Origin of the sequence: Phenylobacterium sp. (assembly GCF_036563285.1) — a bacterium.
Lineage (GTDB): Bacteria > Pseudomonadota > Alphaproteobacteria > Caulobacterales > Caulobacteraceae > Phenylobacterium.
The window spans coordinates 1,118,475-1,135,588 of sequence record NZ_DATCMR010000011.1; the positions used below are offsets into that span (position 1 = coordinate 1,118,475).

Annotated in this window: 17 protein-coding genes; 4 read left to right on the forward strand and 13 right to left on the reverse strand. The window is 70.2% G+C overall.

What is annotated here, in order from left to right; translation table 11 throughout:
* Positions 1-31: 31 nt before the first annotated feature.
* Positions 32-508, forward strand: coding sequence for a cupin domain-containing protein (locus tag VIL76_RS16330; RefSeq protein WP_332046092.1), 477 nt, complete (start codon positions 32-34; stop codon positions 506-508).
* Here VIL76_RS16330 and dapD read toward each other — a convergent pair.
* Genes dapD through argB form a run of 3 tightly spaced genes read right to left on the reverse strand, consistent with a single transcriptional unit; the run spans position 505 to position 2,908 of the window.
* Positions 505-1,338 carry a 2,3,4,5-tetrahydropyridine-2,6-dicarboxylate N-succinyltransferase gene (gene dapD / locus VIL76_RS16335; RefSeq protein WP_332046093.1) on the reverse strand — a complete coding sequence of 278 codons (834 nt, stop codon included), beginning with the start codon at positions 1,336-1,338 and terminating at the stop codon, positions 505-507. The genes VIL76_RS16330 and dapD overlap by 4 nt on opposite strands.
* Positions 1,335-1,997, reverse strand: a complete 663-nt coding sequence (locus tag VIL76_RS16340) for a pyrimidine 5'-nucleotidase (protein ID WP_332046094.1) — start codon at positions 1,995-1,997, stop codon at positions 1,335-1,337. Before VIL76_RS16340 ends, dapD begins: the two co-directional genes overlap by 4 nt.
* Positions 1,994-2,908 (reverse strand): acetylglutamate kinase, encoded by a 915-nt coding sequence (gene argB, locus VIL76_RS16345; RefSeq protein ID WP_332046095.1) that lies wholly within the window; start codon positions 2,906-2,908, stop codon positions 1,994-1,996. The genes VIL76_RS16340 and argB overlap by 4 nt, the downstream gene beginning before the upstream one ends.
* Before the next feature lie 110 nt (positions 2,909-3,018).
* On the opposite strand from argB, the gene VIL76_RS16350 reads away from it, so the two are divergent.
* A complete protein-coding gene (locus tag VIL76_RS16350) occupies positions 3,019-4,284 on the forward strand; it encodes a metal-dependent hydrolase family protein (RefSeq protein ID WP_332046096.1) in 1,266 nt (421 codons plus the stop codon).
* A 155-nt stretch (positions 4,285-4,439) separates the two neighbouring features.
* Here the strand turns inward: VIL76_RS16350 and VIL76_RS16355 are convergent, their stop codons facing one another.
* The 9 genes from VIL76_RS16355 to VIL76_RS16395 all read right to left on the reverse strand — a co-directional run bounded on the left by VIL76_RS16355 (position 4,440) and on the right by VIL76_RS16395 (position 12,858).
* Entirely contained in the window at positions 4,440-5,582 is a 1,143-nt protein-coding gene (locus VIL76_RS16355; protein WP_332046097.1) for an acyl-CoA dehydrogenase family protein, read from the reverse strand.
* Positions 5,583-5,751: 169 nt separating this feature from the next.
* Positions 5,752-6,396, reverse strand: coding sequence for a ribosome biogenesis GTP-binding protein YihA/YsxC (yihA, locus tag VIL76_RS16360; RefSeq protein WP_332046098.1), 645 nt, complete (start codon positions 6,394-6,396; stop codon positions 5,752-5,754).
* Positions 6,393-8,219 carry a membrane protein insertase YidC gene (gene yidC, locus VIL76_RS16365; protein ID WP_332046099.1) on the reverse strand — a complete coding sequence of 609 codons (1,827 nt, stop codon included), beginning with the start codon at positions 8,217-8,219 and terminating at the stop codon, positions 6,393-6,395. Before yidC ends, yihA begins: the two co-directional genes overlap by 4 nt.
* A gap of 14 nt (positions 8,220-8,233) precedes the next feature.
* Positions 8,234-8,635, reverse strand: coding sequence for a ribonuclease P protein component (rnpA, locus tag VIL76_RS16370; protein ID WP_332046100.1), 402 nt, complete (start codon positions 8,633-8,635; stop codon positions 8,234-8,236).
* A 27-nt stretch (positions 8,636-8,662) separates the two neighbouring features.
* Positions 8,663-8,797 carry a 50S ribosomal protein L34 gene (gene rpmH, locus VIL76_RS16375; protein ID WP_293482274.1) on the reverse strand — a complete coding sequence of 45 codons (135 nt, stop codon included), beginning with the start codon at positions 8,795-8,797 and terminating at the stop codon, positions 8,663-8,665.
* Positions 8,798-9,107: 310 nt separating this feature from the next.
* Entirely contained in the window at positions 9,108-10,085 is a 978-nt protein-coding gene (locus tag VIL76_RS16380) for an NADPH:quinone oxidoreductase family protein (protein WP_332046101.1), read from the reverse strand.
* Positions 10,085-11,131, reverse strand: a complete 1,047-nt coding sequence (locus tag VIL76_RS16385) for an alpha/beta hydrolase (RefSeq protein WP_332046102.1) — start codon at positions 11,129-11,131, stop codon at positions 10,085-10,087. Before VIL76_RS16385 ends, VIL76_RS16380 begins: the two co-directional genes overlap by 1 nt.
* A complete protein-coding gene (locus VIL76_RS16390; protein ID WP_332046103.1) occupies positions 11,131-11,748 on the reverse strand; it encodes a TetR/AcrR family transcriptional regulator in 618 nt (205 codons plus the stop codon). The genes VIL76_RS16385 and VIL76_RS16390 overlap by 1 nt, the downstream gene beginning before the upstream one ends.
* Before the next feature lie 201 nt (positions 11,749-11,949).
* Entirely contained in the window at positions 11,950-12,858 is a 909-nt protein-coding gene (locus VIL76_RS16395; protein WP_332046104.1) for an SDR family oxidoreductase, read from the reverse strand.
* Positions 12,859-12,961: 103 nt separating this feature from the next.
* Here VIL76_RS16395 and VIL76_RS16400 point away from each other — a divergent pair, with 103 nt between their 5' ends.
* Together VIL76_RS16400 and VIL76_RS16405 are read left to right on the forward strand one after the other, a co-directional pair.
* A complete protein-coding gene (locus tag VIL76_RS16400; protein WP_332046105.1) occupies positions 12,962-15,064 on the forward strand; it encodes a tetratricopeptide repeat protein in 2,103 nt (700 codons plus the stop codon).
* Positions 15,061-16,287 (forward strand): class I SAM-dependent methyltransferase, encoded by a 1,227-nt coding sequence (locus tag VIL76_RS16405; protein ID WP_332046106.1) that lies wholly within the window; start codon positions 15,061-15,063, stop codon positions 16,285-16,287. Before VIL76_RS16400 ends, VIL76_RS16405 begins: the two co-directional genes overlap by 4 nt.
* Before the next feature lie 4 nt (positions 16,288-16,291).
* Here VIL76_RS16405 and VIL76_RS16410 read toward each other — a convergent pair whose 3' ends face one another.
* Entirely contained in the window at positions 16,292-17,113 is an 822-nt protein-coding gene (locus VIL76_RS16410) for a DUF72 domain-containing protein (RefSeq protein WP_332046107.1), read from the reverse strand.
* Between the last annotated feature and the right edge of the window lies 1 nt (position 17,114).

Below are 17,114 nucleotides of genomic sequence, written 5' to 3' on the forward strand. Positions count from 1 at the left end.
TCTAGGGACGGTCCTAGCCCGGAAAGCCTGCATGCCCAAGATCGACATCGACAAAGCGCCCGTGCGCACCGGCAGCGCCTATCCCGCCCCGTTCCACGAGCCCTGCCTGGCCCGCCACCGGCAGAAGCTGGGCGACGCGGCCGGCCTGACCCAGTTCGGCGTCAACCTGATGACCCTGAAGCCGGGCGGCTGGTCGTCCCAGCGCCACTGGCACACCGCCGAGGACGAGTTCGTCTGGGTGCTGGAGGGCGAGGTCGAGCTGGTCACCGACGAGGGGGCGCAGACCCTGCGCGCCGGGGAGTGCGCCGCCTTCCGGGCCGGCGAGCCCAACGGCCACCACCTGATCAACCGCAGCGACCGCGACGCGCGCCTGCTGGAGATCGGGACGCGCAGCCCCGACGACGACCACTGCGACTATCCCGACCTCGACATGATCGTTGGGCCGGACAGCGTCTACCGCCACCGCGACGGGACGCCCTATCCGGACGAGGGCGGGCGCAAGCGCTAGTCCCGCAGCAGCTCGTTGGTCGACGTCTTCGACCGCGTGCGCTCGTCCACCGTCTTCATGATCACCGCGCAGTAGGTGGAGGGCAGGGCCGGGTCCACCGGGTTGGGCCGCGAGCCGGACACCACCACCGAGTAGGGCGGCACCTCGCCCAGCCGCGTCTCGCCGGTCTTGCGGTCGACGATCGGCGTGGTCGAGGTGATGTAGACGCCCATGGAGAGCACGCTGCCCTCGCGCACGATGACGCCCTCGGCCACCTCGGAACGGGCGCCGATGAAGCAGTTGTCCTCGATGATGGTGGGGTTGGCCTGCAGGGGCTCCAGCACCCCGCCCAGGCCCGCGCCGCCGGAGATGTGGCAGTTCTTCCCCACCTGGGCGCAGGAGCCCACAGTGGCCCAGGTGTCGATCATCGTGCCTTCGTCCACATAGGCGCCGATGTTCACGAAGGACGGCATCAGGACCACGTTGCGGGCCACGTACGCCCCGCGGCGGACGACCGCGCCGGGCACGGCGCGGAAGCCGGCGGCCTCGAACTGCGGGGCGTCCCAGCCGTCGAACTTCAGCGGGACCTTGTCCCAGTAGGGCCCCGGCCGCATCACCTGGTTCGCGTTCAGCCGGAAGGAGAGCAGGATCGCCTCCTTCACCCACTGGTTCACATGCCAGGCGCCGTCCGCGCCGCGCTCGGCGACCCGCAGCTGGCCGGAGTCGAGCAGGTTCAGCGTCTCGTCGACCGCCGTACGCATCGGGCCCTTGGTCTGAGTGTTCAGCCCGTCGCGGGCGGCCCAGGCGGCCTCGATCTCGGTCTTCAGGTCTTCGGGCGTGATGGCGTTCATGCGGCTTCCTTCAGCTGCGCCTCGCTCAGGAAGGTCGCCAGCGTCTCGGTGCGGTGGTGGACGAAGGGGGCGGTGGAGGCGGCCGCGTGCGGGCCCACCAGCACGGTGGTCATGCCGAGCTCGGCGGCGGGCTCGAGGTTGCGCTCCGAGTCCTCGAAGAAGGCCGTGACGCGGGGATCGATCCCGTGCGCGGCGTCCATGGCCTCGAACGCGCGCTTGCTGGGCTTCGGGTTGTAGTCCGTCAGCGCGATGTGGAAGACGTCGTCGAACAGATGGCTGAGCCCCAGCCGCGCCAGCACCCGCTCGGCATGCACGTCGTCGGCGTTGGTGAAGATCAGGCGCCGCCCCGGCAGCCGCTCGATCGCCGCCACCAGCGCTTCGTCGTGCGCCAGGGCGTCCAGTGACATGTCGTGGAAGATGGCGTGGAACTCGCGCGGGTCGATCCCGTGGTTCCGCATCATCCCGATCAGCGTCAGCCCGTGCTCGCGCAGGTAGGCCTTCTGCAGCGCATAGGCCTCGTCCCGCGGTAGGCCGGTCGCCCGCTCCACGAAGGCGGTCATCCGCTTCTCGATCTCGCCCATGAAGCCGGACTCGGCCGGATAGAGGGTGTTGTCCAGGTCGAAGAGCCAGGTCTCGATATGCCGAAGGTCGGCGCTCATTCGCAGACCAGCGTCCCCGCCCCGTGCTCGGTGAACAGCTCGACCAGCATGGCGTGCGGCCTGCGCCCGTCGAGGATGACCACCGCCTCCACCCCGGCCTCCACCGCCGCGATCGCGGTCTCCAGCTTGGGGATCATGCCGCCGGTGGCGACGCCGTCGGAGATCGCCTTCTTCGCCTCTGCCACGCTCAGCTGGCGGATCAGCTCGCCGTTCCTGTCCAGCACGCCGGCCACGTCGGTGAGCAGCAGCATGCGCTTGGCGCCCAGGGCGCCGGCGATCGCGCCGGCCACCGTGTCGGCGTTGATGTTGTAGGTCTGGCCGGCCTCCGAGACGCCGATCGGCGCCACCACCGGGATGTAGTCCTCCTCGGCGTGGATCAGGGCGTCGAGGATGGTCGGGTCCACCTTCTTGGGCTCGCCGACGAAGCCCAGGTCGACCATCCGCTCGACCTCGCTCTCGGGGTCCTTCTTGGTGCGGGTGACCTTCTCCACCACCAGCAGCCGGGCGTCCTTGCCCGACAGGCCGACGCCGCGCACGTCGGCCTCGGCGCCGGCCTGGGTGATCCAGTTGGCGATCTCCTTGTTGATCGCGCCGGACAGGACCATCTCGGCCACCTCCATGGTCGCCTCGTCGGTGACCCGCAGCCCATCGATGAAGGTCGACTTCACGCCTGCCTTCTCGAGCCACGCAGAGATCTGCGGCCCGCCGCCGTGCACCACGACCGGATGCACGCCGAGCATCTTCAGCAGCACGGTGTCGGCCGCGAACAGCTTGGCGACCTCTTCCTCGCCCATGGCGTGGCCGCCGTATTTGATGACCACGGTCTCGCGGTCGTAGATCTGGATGTAGGGCAGCGCCTCGGCGAGCGTCTTGGCCGTTGCCCAGCCCTGGCCTTCGGTCACCTGGCTCACCGCGCCCGCCGCTCCCTCGAAATCCGGTGGGTCCGCTTAGCGGACGGAGGGGCCCCTGTCACCACGCCGGCGCCGTGCTAGCGTCGCCGCGCATCCAAGGGGGAGCTTGCATGAAGATCGCACTGGGCGCGGCCGTGGCCGCCCTGACGCTGGCGGGAACGGCGCAGGCCGCCACCGTGGCGGTCACCGCCGACCGGCTGCTGGACGTCACGACCGGGCGGTATGTCGAGCGGCCCGTGGTGGTGATCACCGACGGCCGGATCGTCTCGGTCGGCCGTGCGGGCGACGCGGCGCCGGCCGGCGCGCAGCGGGTGGACCTGCCGGGCGTCACCCTGCTGCCCGGCCTCATCGACATGCACGTCCACCTGACCTCGTCGCCGAAGTACGGGGGCTACACCTACCTGGAGTTCTCAGACGCCTTCTGGACGGTGATCGGCACGCGGCACGCCAAGGATACCCTGGAGGCCGGCTTCACCACGGTGCGCAACGTGGGCTCCGAGGCCTATGCCGACGTGGGCCTGCGCGAGGCGATCGACGCGGGCTTCGTCCCCGGCCCGCGGGTGGTCACCGCCACCTACGCCCTGGGCGCCACCGGCGGCCACTGCGATTCGACCTTCTTCCCGCCGTCCATGGCCGAGGTCAGCCCCTACACCATCGACGGGCCCGAGGACGCGCGCCGCAAGGTGCGCACCGCCAAGAAGTACGGCGCCCAGATGATCAAGATCTGCGCCACCGGCGGCGTCTTCTCCCGCGGCCCCCGGGTGGGCGCCCAGCAGCTCAGCCTCGAGGAGATGAAAGCCGTCGTCGACGAGGCCCACATGGCCGGCCTGAAGGTCGCCGCCCACGCCCACGGGCCGGAGGGCATCAAGGACGCCATCCGCGCCGGCGTCGACACCATCGAGCACGTCAGCCTGGTGGACGACGAGGGCATCCGCCTCGCCGCCCAGCGCGGGACGGTGTTCGACATGGACATCTACAACACCGACTACACCCAGGCCGAGGGCAAGAAGAACGGCGTCCTGGAGGACAACCTCAGGAAGGACCGCGAGATCGGCGAACTGCAGCGGCAGAACTTCCGTAAGGCCCTGAAGGGCGGCGTGAAGCAGGCCTTCGCCACCGACGCCGGCATCTTCCCGCACGGCGAGAACGCCAAGCAGTTCGCCGTCATGGTCCGCTATGGCGCGACGCCCCTGCAGGCGATCCAGTCCGCCACGCTCAACGCGGCCCAGGCGCTTGGACAGGAGAAGGACGTGGGCCGCGTCGCGCCGGGCGCGTTCGGCGACCTGGTCGGCGTCCAGGGCGACCCGCTCGCCGACGTCCGCGTGCTGGAACGCCCGGTGTTCGTCATGAAAGGCGGCGAGGTGGTTCGGCGCTAACCCTCTCCCTTGGGAGAGGGCAGGGTGAGGGCGGCTGTGCCTCACCGCCCGCACGGTGAGGGGCCGAGGGCCTGCGGACAATCGGCCCCTCGCTCTGCCGATTGGATCGCTGCGCCGCCCTCATCCCTACCCTTCTCCCGACGGGAGAAGGGAAATCAGATCGACCGCGCGACGACCTCCTTCATGATCTCGCTCGTCCCGCCGTAGATCCGCTGCACGCGGGCGTCACGCCACAGCCGCGCGATCGGGTACTCGTTCATGTAGCCGGCCCCGCCGTGCAGCTGCAGGGCGGCGTCCACCACCTCCCACTGCAGCTCGGTGTGGAACAGCTTGGCGGCCGAGCCTTCCGCAGCCGTCAGCTTGCCCTGCAGGTGCCGCGCGATCGCCCAGTCGATGTGCGCCCAGCCGGCCTGCAGCTTCGACTTCAGGGAGCCCAGCGTGAACCGCGTGTTCTGGAAATCGAACACGCTCTGCCCGAACGCCTTGCGCTCCTTGGTGAACTTCACCGCCTCGTCGAAGGCCCGCTGCGCGCCCGCCTGCGCCGACACCGCGATGCCGAGCCGCTCCTGCGGCAGCTGGCTCATCAGGTAGGCGAAGCCGCGGCCCTCTTCCCCCAGGCAGTTGGTGATCGGGACCCGAACCTCCTCGAAGAACAGCTCCGAGGTGTCGGCCGAGTTCTGGCCTACCTTGTCGAGGTTGCGGCCGCGCTTGAAGCCCTCCCGGTCGGCCTCCACCAGGACCAGCGAGATGCCCTTCGAGCCGGCGTCCGGATCGGTCTTGGCCACTACGATGATCAGGTCGGCGTTCTGGCCATTGGTGATGTAGGTCTTGGACCCCGAAACCACATAGTGGTTGCCGTCCTTGCGCGCCGTGGTTCGCACCCCCTGCAGGTCGGAGCCCGTCCCCGGCTCGGTCATGGCGATGGCGGTGACCACCTCGCCGGAGATCATCCCCGGCAGCCAGCGGGCCTTCTGCTCGTCGGAGCCGTAGTTGACGATGTAGTCGGCGACGATGTCCGACTGCAGGGTGATCCCGGCCGACGAGCCCGCATAGGCCAGCTCCTCGTCGATCACCGCATTGTACCGGAAGTCGAGCCCCAGCCCGCCGTACTCCGCCGGCACGGTCGGGCACAGCAGCCCCGCCTCGCCGCAAGCCGTCCAGAACGCCCGGTCGACGACGCCCTCCTCCTCCCACCGGTCGAGGTTCGGCGTCAGCGCCCGGTCGAAGAACTTCCGCACCTGGTCGCGGAAGACGTTCAGGTCCTCGTCGTAGACGGTGCGCGCGTCGGTTTGCAGCATGGGATGTCCTCGTTCGAAGCCCGTCCTAGCGCGCTGCCGCAAGGTCCGCCAATCACCCCGACCGCTCGTCCCCGCGCAGGCGGGGACCCATAGGACCGTTCAGCCACCGCCCCGTGCGTGGCGGCAGTCTCAGCTTGGGTCCCCGCCTGCGCGGGGATGAGCGCAAGGGCTAGAGCGCGATCTCGCAGGCCGCCGCGATCTCCGCCCGCAGGTCCGGGATGCCGGTTCCCTTCTCCGAGGAGGTGGCCAGCACGCGCGGGAAGGCGGCTGGGCGCTTGGCGATCTGCTTCAGGGTCTTCTCGGTGACCGCCGCGACCTCGGCTGCCTTCAGCTTGTCGGCCTTGGTGAGCACGATCTGGTAGGACACCGCGGCCGTGTCGAAGGCGTCCATGGCCTCGCCGTCCACCGGCTTCAGCCCGTGGCGCGCGTCGATCAGCAGGTAGGCGCGCTTCAGGTTCGGCCGGCCCCGCAGGTAGTCGCGGCCCAGGTTCTGGAACTTCTTCACCTCGCCCTTGGCCGCCCGCGCGAAGCCGTAGCCGGGCAGGTCCACCAGCCGTAGCCGCTCGTCGAGCACGAAGAAGTTCACCTCCCGCGTGCGGCCCGGCTCGTTGGAGGCCCGCGCCAGGTGCGTCCGCCCGGTCACCGCATTGATCAGCGAGCTCTTGCCCACGTTGGAGCGGCCTGCGAACGCCACCTCCGGCAGGTCGCTGTCGGGCAGGCCGGCCATGTTCACCGCGCCCATCATGAACTTGGTCTCGCGCGCGAACAGCTTGCGCGCCGCCTCCAGCTCGTCGGGCGTGAAGGGCTCGCTCATCCTTCGGGCGCGGGCTTGCCGGTGAACTTGCGGATCATCCGGTCGATCGGGTTGTCCACCTTGAAGCGGCGCATGATCACGTACTGCTGAAGGATCGTCAGCACGTTGGACCAGGTCCAGTAGATCAGGAGGCCCACGGCGAACGGCGCCATGATGAAGGTGAACATGATCGGCATCAGCTGGAAGATCCGCTGCTGCATGGGATCGGGCGCCGGCGGGCTCATCGAGGTGGTGAGCCACATGGTGAAGCCGTAGAGCAGGGGCAGGATGCCCAGCGCCAGGAAGCCGTGGTGCGTCGCGGTCGAGCCGATGAAGCTGCCGATCAGCGGCACGGCGGCGGGATCCCACGGGATCAGGCCGAACAGGTTCCAGATGTTGGTGGGGTCGGGCGCCGACAGGTCCTTGATCCAGCCCATGAACTCGGCGTGACGCATCTCGATGGTCACGGTGAGCGTCTTGTAGAGGCCGTAGAAGACCGGGATCTGCAGCAGGATGGGCAGGCAGCCGGCCAGCGGGTTCACCTTCTCGCGCTGATAGAGGGCGAGCAGCTCCTGCTGCTGGCGGGCAGGGTCGTCTTTGAACTTCTTGCGCAGCTCCTCCATCTGGGGCTGCACCTTCTTCATCTTGGTCATCGACTCGTACTGCTTGTTCGCCAGCGGGAAGAAGACCAGGCGGACGAGCACGGTCAGCAGCAGGATCGAGATCCCGAAGTTGCCGACCAGGTTGTAGATGAACTGCAGCACCTCGAAGATCGGCCGGGTGATCCAGAAGAACATGGAGCCCCAGTCCACCGCGTCGTCGAAGCGCGGGATGCCGAGCTTGGCTTCGTAGTCGCGCAGCATCGGCACCCGCTTGGCGCCGGCGAAGAAGCGGGTGGTCTCGGTGACCTGGCGGCCGGGCGCCACGGTGCGGGCCTGGCCCACGAAGTTGGCGTCCACCACGTCCAGGCCGCGGATCCTGTTGTGGCGGAACTGGCCCTGGATGGCCTCACCGTTGTCGGCGACCACGGCGGCCAGCCAGTACTTGTCGGTGATCCCCAGCCAGCCGCCCTTGGACGCGAAGGTGTCGTCCCCGCTGTCCTTGATCCACTTGCGGTAGCCCAGCAGGCGCAGGCGGTGATCCTCGCCCAGCGCGCCCACGCCGCCCTCGTGCAGGATCTGGTTCTTGCCGAGGTCGGCCGGCACGCCCTGGCGCTGCACCGAGGCGAACGGGGCGATGGTGATCGGCGTGACGCCCAGGTTCGCGACCGTGTCGGTGATCGTGAACATGAAGCGGTCGTCGACCTCGATCTTCCGCGTGAAGGTCAGGCCCTGGCCGTTGGTGGTGGTCAGCACCACCGGCTGGCCCGGCGCCAGTGTGGAGCCCTGGGCGAGCGTCCAGACGGTGTCGGCCGTGGGCAGGCCCGGGACGTTGGCGCCGGTCCAGCCAATGTCGGCGAACCAGGCGAACTTGGTCCCCTCGGGACGCAGCAGCTCGACCGGCGGCGAGTTCTTGTCGACCGTCTCGCGGTACTGGGTCAGGAACAGGTCGTCGATGCGCGCGCCGCGCAGGGACAGCGAGCCGGACAGGGACGGCGTGCGGATCGCCACCCGCGGGCTGGTGGCCAGCGCCGCGGCGCGGGTCACCTCCGCCGGGACCTGGACGGCCGGCGCGCCCGGCTGCGGGAGCGCAGGGCCTTGCGCGGCCGCCTCGGCCTTGGCGCGCGCGGCCTCGGCCTCGCGGCGCTTGGACTGCGGCTCCAGCACGAAGAAGTTGTACGCGAGGAACAGGATCGCCGCGGACACGAGGAAGATGATCGTGTTGCGGGAGTCTTCGTTCTGCATGTGGGCGCGCGGGCTCAGAGGTTTTCTGGAGGAGAGACGGGGGGTACGGCGGCCTTGGCTCGCCCGTCGCGGTCGGCGGCGAGCCTTATCAGCGCGGTTTTCACGTCGTCAAGCAGACGGTCCCAGGGGCGGGTGGTCACACCGCCGCGGGCGATGAACACATAGTCGAAGCCGGGACGCGCCAATTCGGGCAGCAGCAGGCGGGCGGCCTCGCGCATCCGGCGCTTGGCCAGGTTGCGCTCCACCGCCCCGCCGATCCGCTTGGTGGCGGTGAATCCGGCCCGGACCAGCGGCGTCTCGTCGCGCGAGCGCGCCTGCACCACGACGGCGCCCTTGGCGGTCGAGGGGGCCTGGGCGCACGCCAGGAAGTCGGCGCGCTTCTTCAGGCGTTCGATTGGGAAAGCGGCGCCGGCCATGCCGACACCATATAGGAGCTCTTAAGCTTAAGCGCTCAGGCGCTTGCGGCCCTTGGCGCGGCGGCGGGCCAGCACCTTCTGTCCATTCTTGGTGGACATGCGCAGGCGGAAGCCGTGACGGCGCTTGCGCACGAGACGCGAGGGCTGAAAGGTCCGCTTCACTGGGGGGCTCCGGGTCGAAAATTCGAGCGGCGGTGGATAGTTGATGGCCGGGACCGAGTCAACCCGGACCTCTTCCGTGCCTTGGTGGAGAGGGACAGCTCGCCGGAGGCGAGCCGGTGAGGAAGTTCCTTTCCCTCCCCTCCAGGGGAGGGACAGCTCGCCTCAGGCGAGCCGGGTGAGGAAGCGACGAGAAGGATCTCCGAACCTCCGGATTCGCCCGCTCCCAGCGACGGCGTCCCTTCCCCACACCTCCTCACCCTGGCCGCTGCGCGGCCGCTCCCTCCCCTGCAGGGGAGGGAAACGCGGCTCATCACACGTCCGGACGGATGATCGTCTTCCCGACCACCGTGCGGTGCTCGAGTGTTCCGTAGGCCGCCCGCCAGTCGTCCAGCGGGAACTCGGCGTGCACCCGCGGCCGCACCTTGCCCTCTTCGGCCAGCTTCCAGATCGCCGACTGGTTCTCCCGACCCTTCTCGGGGAACTGGCGCCCGTACTCTCCCGCCCGGACGCCATGCACCGAGAAGCCCTTGATGAGCGCGATGTTCACCGGCAGCACCGGCAGCCGGCCTGACGTGAACCCGATGGACAGGATCCGGCCGCCGAAAGCGATGCAGCGGGTGCTCTCGTCGAAGACGTCGCCGCCGACGGGGTCGTAGATCACGTCCGCGCCCTTGCCGGTGATCGCCTTCACCTGCTCGCGGAAACCGCCGGTGACGTTCACCACGGCGTCGGGGGCGTATTCCTGCTGGATCACCGCCAGCTTGGCCTCCGAGGCCGAAGCGGCGATCACCTTCGCGCCGAGGGCCTTGGCGAGGTCGACGGCGGCCAACCCGACACCACCGGCCGCGCCATGCACCAGCACCCATTCCCGCGGCTGCACCTGCCCGGCGCGCACCAGGCCCACGTAGGCGGTGAGGTAGGCGACCGGATAGGCCGCGGCCTGGCTGAAGGAGAGGCCCTCAGGCTTGCGGTGCAGGGTCGCGGCCGGGACAACGGCGTACTCGGAGAAGCACCCCCGCGCGCCGCCGACCACCGGGTCGCCGACCTGGAAGGCCGTGACCCCGTCCCCCAGCGCATCCACCTCGCCCGCCAGCTCCATTCCGCCTACGAAGGGCAGCGCCGGCTTGTGCTGGTGCTCGCCGCGGGTCTGCATCAGGTCAGGGAAGTTCACGGCCGCCGCGCGGACGCGGACGCGCAGCTCGCCGGGCCCAGGCTCAGGGGCCGGGATGTCCTTCACCCTGACGCCGGCGTAGTCCGGGGCCAGCGCCTCGACGACCAGCGCCCGCATCAGCAGATCCGCCCCTCGAGGCCCTCGCGCACCAGGCCGGCGATCTCGCGGCAGGCGACGTCGGCGGCGGGCACGGCGCCGGTGAAGGCGGTGAAGCCGTGCGCCAGGCTGTCGTAGCAGCGGTAGACGACCGGCACGCCGGCCGCCTTGAGCCGGCGGGCATAGGCCTCGCCCTGGTCCAGCAGCGGATCGAAGCCGGCGGTGACCACGATTGCCGGCGCCAGGCCTGCGAGGTCGGTTTCGGCGAGCGGCGACAGGCGCGGGTCGCGTGGGTTGTCCTCGGGTCCCATGTAGTGGCCGATGAACCAGTCCATCAGCGCCTTCGAGAGCGGGAAGGCGTCGGCATAGGTCTCGGTCGAGGCGCTGCGGCAGGCCACGTCGACGCACGGATAGACCAGCAGCTGCAGGCAGGGCTGCGGCTCGCCCGTGCGCTTCAGCTCCTGGCAGATGGCCGCGGCGAAGTTGGCGCCCATGGAATCGCCGCCGATCGCCGCGCGCCCCAGCGGGGCGCCGAACTCCGGCGCATGGGTGCGGGCGTAGCGGTAGGCGGCGATCACGTCCTGCAGCCCGGCCGGGAAGCGGTGCTCGGGCGCCAGCCTGTAGTCGACCGACAGCACCGGGCCGCGGGCATGCCTGGCCAGCAGGGTGCAGAAGGCGTGGCCGGTCTCCAGGTCCCCGATGACCCCGCCGCCCATGTGGGCGAAGACGGTGACCGGCGTCTCCGGATCCTGGGTCTCCGGCCGATAGATCCGGCAGGGGACCTGGCCGCGCGGACCGTCGACGTTGCGCGCCTCCCAGCGCACCCCGGGCTCGGGATCGCCGCTGACCGACGCGACGCCTTCGGCGTTGGCGCGCCTCGCCTGCTCCGGCGACATGGCCGTCATCGGGGCCGAGCCCCTGGCCTGGGCGGCGAGGAACTGCAGGCGTGGATCGAGCGTGCGGCCGCCCTGGTAGACCACGCCCCCGCCGGACATCAGGCGCAGCATGGGAGCCGGCAGCGAGAGCAGGGTGCGGACCACGCGGCGGCGGGCCGTGCCTCTCCCCATCAGCCGGCCCGCGGCAGGCCGTTGAGTCCGCCCAGGATCATCGCCACCGCGAACTCGGCGGCGGCGCGGGTGTCGATGGGACGGCGCTCCAGCATCTTCTCGCCGACCTCGCGCGCCACGGCGATGCACGCCGCGGCCGTGTAGTCGGGGTCGGGGCCGTCGGCGCCGGACACCGCCTCGACGATGGCGTCGCGCACCTCGGCGTAGACGGCGGCCATCTCCGGGGTCTCGCCGTGGATGTGCACGTGCGGCTCGCCGGCCGGGCGCCTCGCCAGGAAGTTGGCGTGCTCGGCGGCCTGGAACTCGAAATAGGCGGTGATGGCGGCGCGGACGAAGCTCTCGAAGTCGCCGCCGTGCTGCGCCCGCAGGCTCTTCAGGATCGGCCCGAACCGCCGCGCCCCGTCGTCGGCGAGGGCGGCGAACACCTCCTCCTTCGAGCGGTAGTAGTTGTAGAAGGTCCCCGCCGCGAGGCCGGTGCGCCGGATGATGTCGCGCACCGTGGCCGTCTCGTAGCCCAGCTCCCCGAACACCTCGCGCGCCGCCACCAGGATCGCCTGGCGGTTCTGCACCTTGGTCTGCTCGCGCTTGCCGGCGGGGAGGTAGGCGACCTGGGACATGACTAAGACTCAAAAAGTGACGCGCGTCATCCTAGGCCAACCCGCGGCGAGGCCAACCCCGCACGCAAATATTCTTAGGCCCCTTCGCCAGGGTGGCGTACATTCTACGAAAGGGCTTTGGCAAGTGAATCCAATATCTTACGCGTCTGCGAGAGTTGGCGCGCTGGGTGGTGCAAATAGGCCTGCCGCGGCGTGTAACACTCACACCGTGCGCTGCGCGCGGTCCTTCTCGTTGGCCGAGCGGATCGCGTTGCGGGCCTGCTCCCACTCGGCGTCGCCCCACTCGGCCAGCCGGCTGAACCCGCCGCCGCGCAGGTGCCCGCCGCCGTCGATGGCGATGGTCTGGCCGTTCACATAGGCCGACCCCGGGTCGAGCAGGTAGACGGCCAGGTTGGCGAGCTCGCGCATCTCGCCGTTGCGGTTGAGCGGGGTCATCGGGTCCTTGGGCGCCTCGTTCGCGCCTTGGCCGGTGGGATTGAGCCTGGCGCTCATCCCTTCGGTGGGGAAGGGCCCCGGCGCGATGGCGTTGAAGCGGACGCCGCGGTTGCCCCACTCCACCGCCAGCGACTGCGTCATGACGTTGAGCCCCGCCTTCGACATCGCCGACGGCACGGTGAACGGTCCGCCGTGCCAGACCCAGGTGGTGAGGATGGAGACCACCGAGGCGGGCTTGCCCTCCTCGAGCCAGCGCTTGCCGGCGTCCAGCGTGACGAAGAACGAGCCGCGGAAGACGATGTTGGCGATGGCGTCGAAGCCGCGGGGGGAGAGGTCCTCCGTCCGGCTGATGAAGTTCCCCGCCGCGTTGTTGACCAGGCCGGTCAGCGCCCCGCCGTCAGCCCAGATCTCGTCCATGGCGTCGTGGATCGCCTCGGGCACGCGGATGTCGCAGGCCCGGCCGACGCACTTGCCGCCGTGGGCGTCCATCAGTTCCTTGGCCGCGTCCTCCACGACCCCGCCACGCCGGCCCCAGATGTAGACGTCGGCCCCGAGCATCAGGCAGGCCTCGGCCATCACCTTGCCCAGCCCCGTCCCCCCGCCGGTGATCAGCACCCGCTGGCCCCGCATCAGCCCCGGGCGGAACATCAGGTCGTCCATGGAAAGCTCGGCCATCGCGTCCTCCCGCACATTGCTGGCGGCTAGCGAAGCGCCCTGACGCGAGGTCGGTCAAGAACGCCTGGACGGCCGAGGAGGGGCGACCTAAGGACACGCAGGGATGACCGAAGGAATCTCGGACGCGCTGGCCGAAGCGCTAGCCCTGCGCGACGCCGGCCGCGCCGCGGAGGCGGAGCCCCGGCTAGCCGGGCGTACCGATCCCGACGCGCTCGCGCTACTGGCCCACCTCGCCATGCTACAAGGCCGGACTGGCGACGCCGAGGAGATTGCCGCGAGGATCGAGGTGCTCGCCCCCGGTTCGGCCGCCGCACTGCGCACCCGAGCGCGTCTGCTGCAGCGGGCGCGCAAGGTCGCCGATGCGGTGGACGCCGCCTGGGCCGCCCACCGCGTCGCGCCGAACGATGCCGAGACCGCCCTTGTCCTGGCCGCCACGCTGCTAGCTGCCGGTGACGCGGACTCGGCCGCCCGCGTCGTGGCGGACCTCGCCGGCGCGCCCGCCAAGCTGGTGCTCGCACAGGCCGCGGCGCGGCTGGGCCGAAATGAAGAGGCCATGGCCGCTTGCGAGGCGGCGCTGGCGCAGCGGCCCGACTATCCGCTGTGGAGCCTCCTGGGTTCGCTCCGCCTCGCCGCGCGCCAGACGCTGCGGGCCGCCGAGGCCTTCCGCAACGCCCTGGAGCGCAACGCCGACGACGTGACAGCCCTGCTGGGCCTGGCCGAGGCAATGGACGCGGAAGGTGACGATGAGCGCGCCCGCATGCTCTTCGATCGCGCTCTAGCCCTCCAGCCTACGTGGGGGACCTTCCTTCATGGGCGCCTGACCCTGCCGCTGATCCCCGCCTCGAATGCGGAGATCGACGCCGCCCGCGCTCGCTACGCGGGCGCCATCGAGGCGGCCGCCGCCCAGCCCGGCCAACTCGGCGAGGCGGAACGGGCCTTTTCCGCCTCCTGGTTTCACCTGGCCTACCACGGCCGCGACGACCGGCCGATCATGGAGGCCTTGGCCGGCCTTTTCGCCGCCAAGGCGCCGGACCTCAGGACCGTCGCCCCGCACCTCGCCGCCTGGAGCCCTCCGGCAGGCCGCATCCGCGTGGGGATCTGCTCGGCCTTCCTGCGCAACCACACCATCGGACTGCTCTATAAGGGCCTCATCCGGGAACTTGACCGGAGCCGCTTCGAGGTCCTGGTCGCCCACCTGCCCGGCGACAACGGCGGTGGCGCGCGGGCGGTCATCGGCGCATTGGCCGACCGGTCCATCGACCTGCCCGCCGACACCGCGGGCCAGCGTCATGCACTCGCCCAGGCGCGCCTCGACGTTCTCTTCTATCCCGATATCGGCATGTCGATCGCCAGCTGGCTCCTGGCCCACGCGCGTCTTGCCCCCGTGCAGGCGGTAGGTTGGGGCCACCCCGACACGACGGGCCTGCACACCCTCGACTATTTCGTCTCCGCGGACGCCATCGAGGCCGAGGGCGCGGAGGCGCACTACACCGAGCGACTCGTGCGCCTGCCGCGCCTGCCGTGCTTCTACGATGGCCTGCCGCGGGTGACACGCCAGGGCCGCCGCGCGTTGGGCCTACCCGATACGGGCGCCCTCTACGGCTGCCTGCAGAGCCTATTCAAGCTGCACCCGGACTTCGACGCCATGCTGGCGGCGATCGCCGCGGGCGATCCAGCCGGTCGCATCGTGTTCGTGGAGGGCCGGTATCCCCGCTGGCGCGAGATGCTGCAGGCCCGCTGGGCGGCGCATCCGGGACTCAACGAGCGGGTGCTGTTCCTACCACGCGCGCCGCTGGCGAAGTTCCTGGCCATCGTGGCCGAGATGGACGTGCTGCTCGATCCGCCGCACTTCGGCAGCGGCAATACGCTCTACGAGGCGATGGGCTTGGGCCGGCCGATTGTCACTTGGCCGAGCGCTTTCGCCCGCGGCCGCATCGTCGCCGCCGCCTATCACCAGATGGGGATCGCCAACCCGCCGATCGCCGGACGCCCGGAGGACTATGCAGGGCTCGCCCTGGCTCTGGCCGCCGATCCCGACCGACGCGCGCGGATGGCGCAGGACCTGAGCGCCGGCGCCGCCCGCGACCTGTACCGCGACCAGGCTGCGGTCCGCGCATTCGAACGCTTCCTCGAGGCCGCGGTCGCCGCGGCCGGCCGAGGCGAGACCTTGCCGAAGGGCTGGAAGCCTGCGACGGACGCGCCGTGAACCGGCACGCCACCAATCCGCCGCTGGTCGCCGCCTCCTGTCCGGTGTGCGACCACGCCATGGCCGCCCCGTTCTTCGATGGCGGGCTGCAGCCGCTGGCGACCCTGGGCTGGCCCGAGACGCCCGAGGCGGCGGCGGCCATGCCGCGCCTGCCACACGACTTCGTGCAGTGCCCGCGCTGCACCCACGTCTGGAACCGCACCTTCAGCTACCAGGCGGTCCCCTACCGGGACAATCCGAACCGGATGTTCAACACCGGGGCCATCTGGCAGGGCCACCTGGCCGAGAGCTCGCAGGTCCTCGTTCGCCGCATGCCGTCCGATCCGGTGCTCGTCGAGATCGGCTGCGGTGAGGGCCACTTCCTTCGCGCGCTGGCCCATGCCTGCGGCGGGCACGGCCGCATCCTGGGATTCGATCCGTCGAGCCATGCCGAAACCGGCCACGGGGTGGAGTTCCACGCCCGCATGTTCGAGCCGCTGGTCGACGTGGCCGCCTTCGCGCCGGACGCGGTGGTGATCCGCCACGTGCTGGAGCACCTCACCGACCCCGCCACCCTGGTGGAGCAACTGGCCTGGGGCGCCGCGCAGTTGGAAAAGCCAGTGTGGCTGTTCGTCGAGAGCCCCTGCATCGACAGGGTGTTCAACACGGGTCGTCTCGCCGACTTCTATTTCGAGCACGTCTCCCACTTCACCACCGACAGCTTTCGCGCGCTGATGGAGCGGGGCGGCGACGTCTTCGAGCTGGCGCACGGCTACGACGGGGAGGTGATCTACGCCCTGGTGCGGCTGGGCGTCCCCGCCGCCTGGCTTGACCGCGCCCGCGACGCGCAGGCCTTCCTGGTTGCAAGCGAGGAGAGCCGCGCCGCCATAGCGGCCCAGCTCGACGACCTCGCAGCGAGCGGCAAGCGCGTCGCCATCTGGGGCGGCACTGGCAAGGGCGCGGCCTTTATGCACCAGTTCGGGGTCGACGCGGCGCGCTTCCCCCTGGTGGTGGACTCCGACGCCGGGAAAGTGGGCACCTGCGTGCCGGGAACAGGTCAGCTGATCCGCTACCGGGACGCGCTCAAGGACGCCCCCGTCGACGTGGTGATCATCCCCACCCAGTGGCGGGCCCGGGACATCGTTGTAGAGATGCAGCGCGAAGAGATCGTCGCCCGCCAGTTGCTGATCGAGCACGAGGGCCGGTTGATCGATTTCCTGGCGGACCCGCACCCCTACCGCTGAGCCGTTAAGCGGGGGGCTGGAAGTTCGGCTCGACGCGTTTGATGAACTCCATGGCCGCGGCCGGCGCGCGGACCTTCCCCTCGTGGATGACGAAGGCGTAGACGTCCCGCGGCTCTTCCGGCAGGCCCGTGCGGTCCAGCGGCGTGAAGTCGGTCGGCACCCTGCCGGCCGCATAGTCTTTGAAGCGCCCGGCCCACGCGTCGAGCACCTCGGCCGGATAGCCGGTCGGGATGCTGTCGTCGGCCGACAGCAGGCGCAGGTAGACGAAGTCGGCGGTGACGTCGGGGATGAACGGGTATTTCTCGTTCTCGGAGTTGCAGATCGCCACGTTATGGTCGCGGCACAGCTTCACGAACTTGGCGTCGGCGAAGCTGGCGTTCCTGACCTCCACCACGTGGCGCAGCGGCAGCCCCTCGAGCTTGCCGGGCAGCAGGTCCAGGAAGCCCCCGAACTCGTCGTAGTCGAACTTCTTGGTCGGCGCGAACTGCCACAGCAGCGGCCCGAGCCGGTCGCCGAGCTCGGTCAGGCCCTGGGCCAGGAAGATGTCCATCGACGGCTTGCCGTCCGACAGCACCTTGCGGTTCGTACAGAACCGCGACGCCTTCACGGAGAACTTGAACCCCTCCGGTGTCGCCGCCCGCCACTTGGCCCAGCTGTCCGGCTTGAAGCTGGAATAGTAGGTGCCGTTGATCTCGATGGCGGTCAGGCGGCGCGACGCGAACGCCAGCTCGTCGGCGTGCTTGAGACCCTTGGGATAGAAGACCCCGCGCCAGGGCTCGAAGGTCCAGCCCCCGATGCCGCACCGGATGCGCCCCGCCGCCGCCATG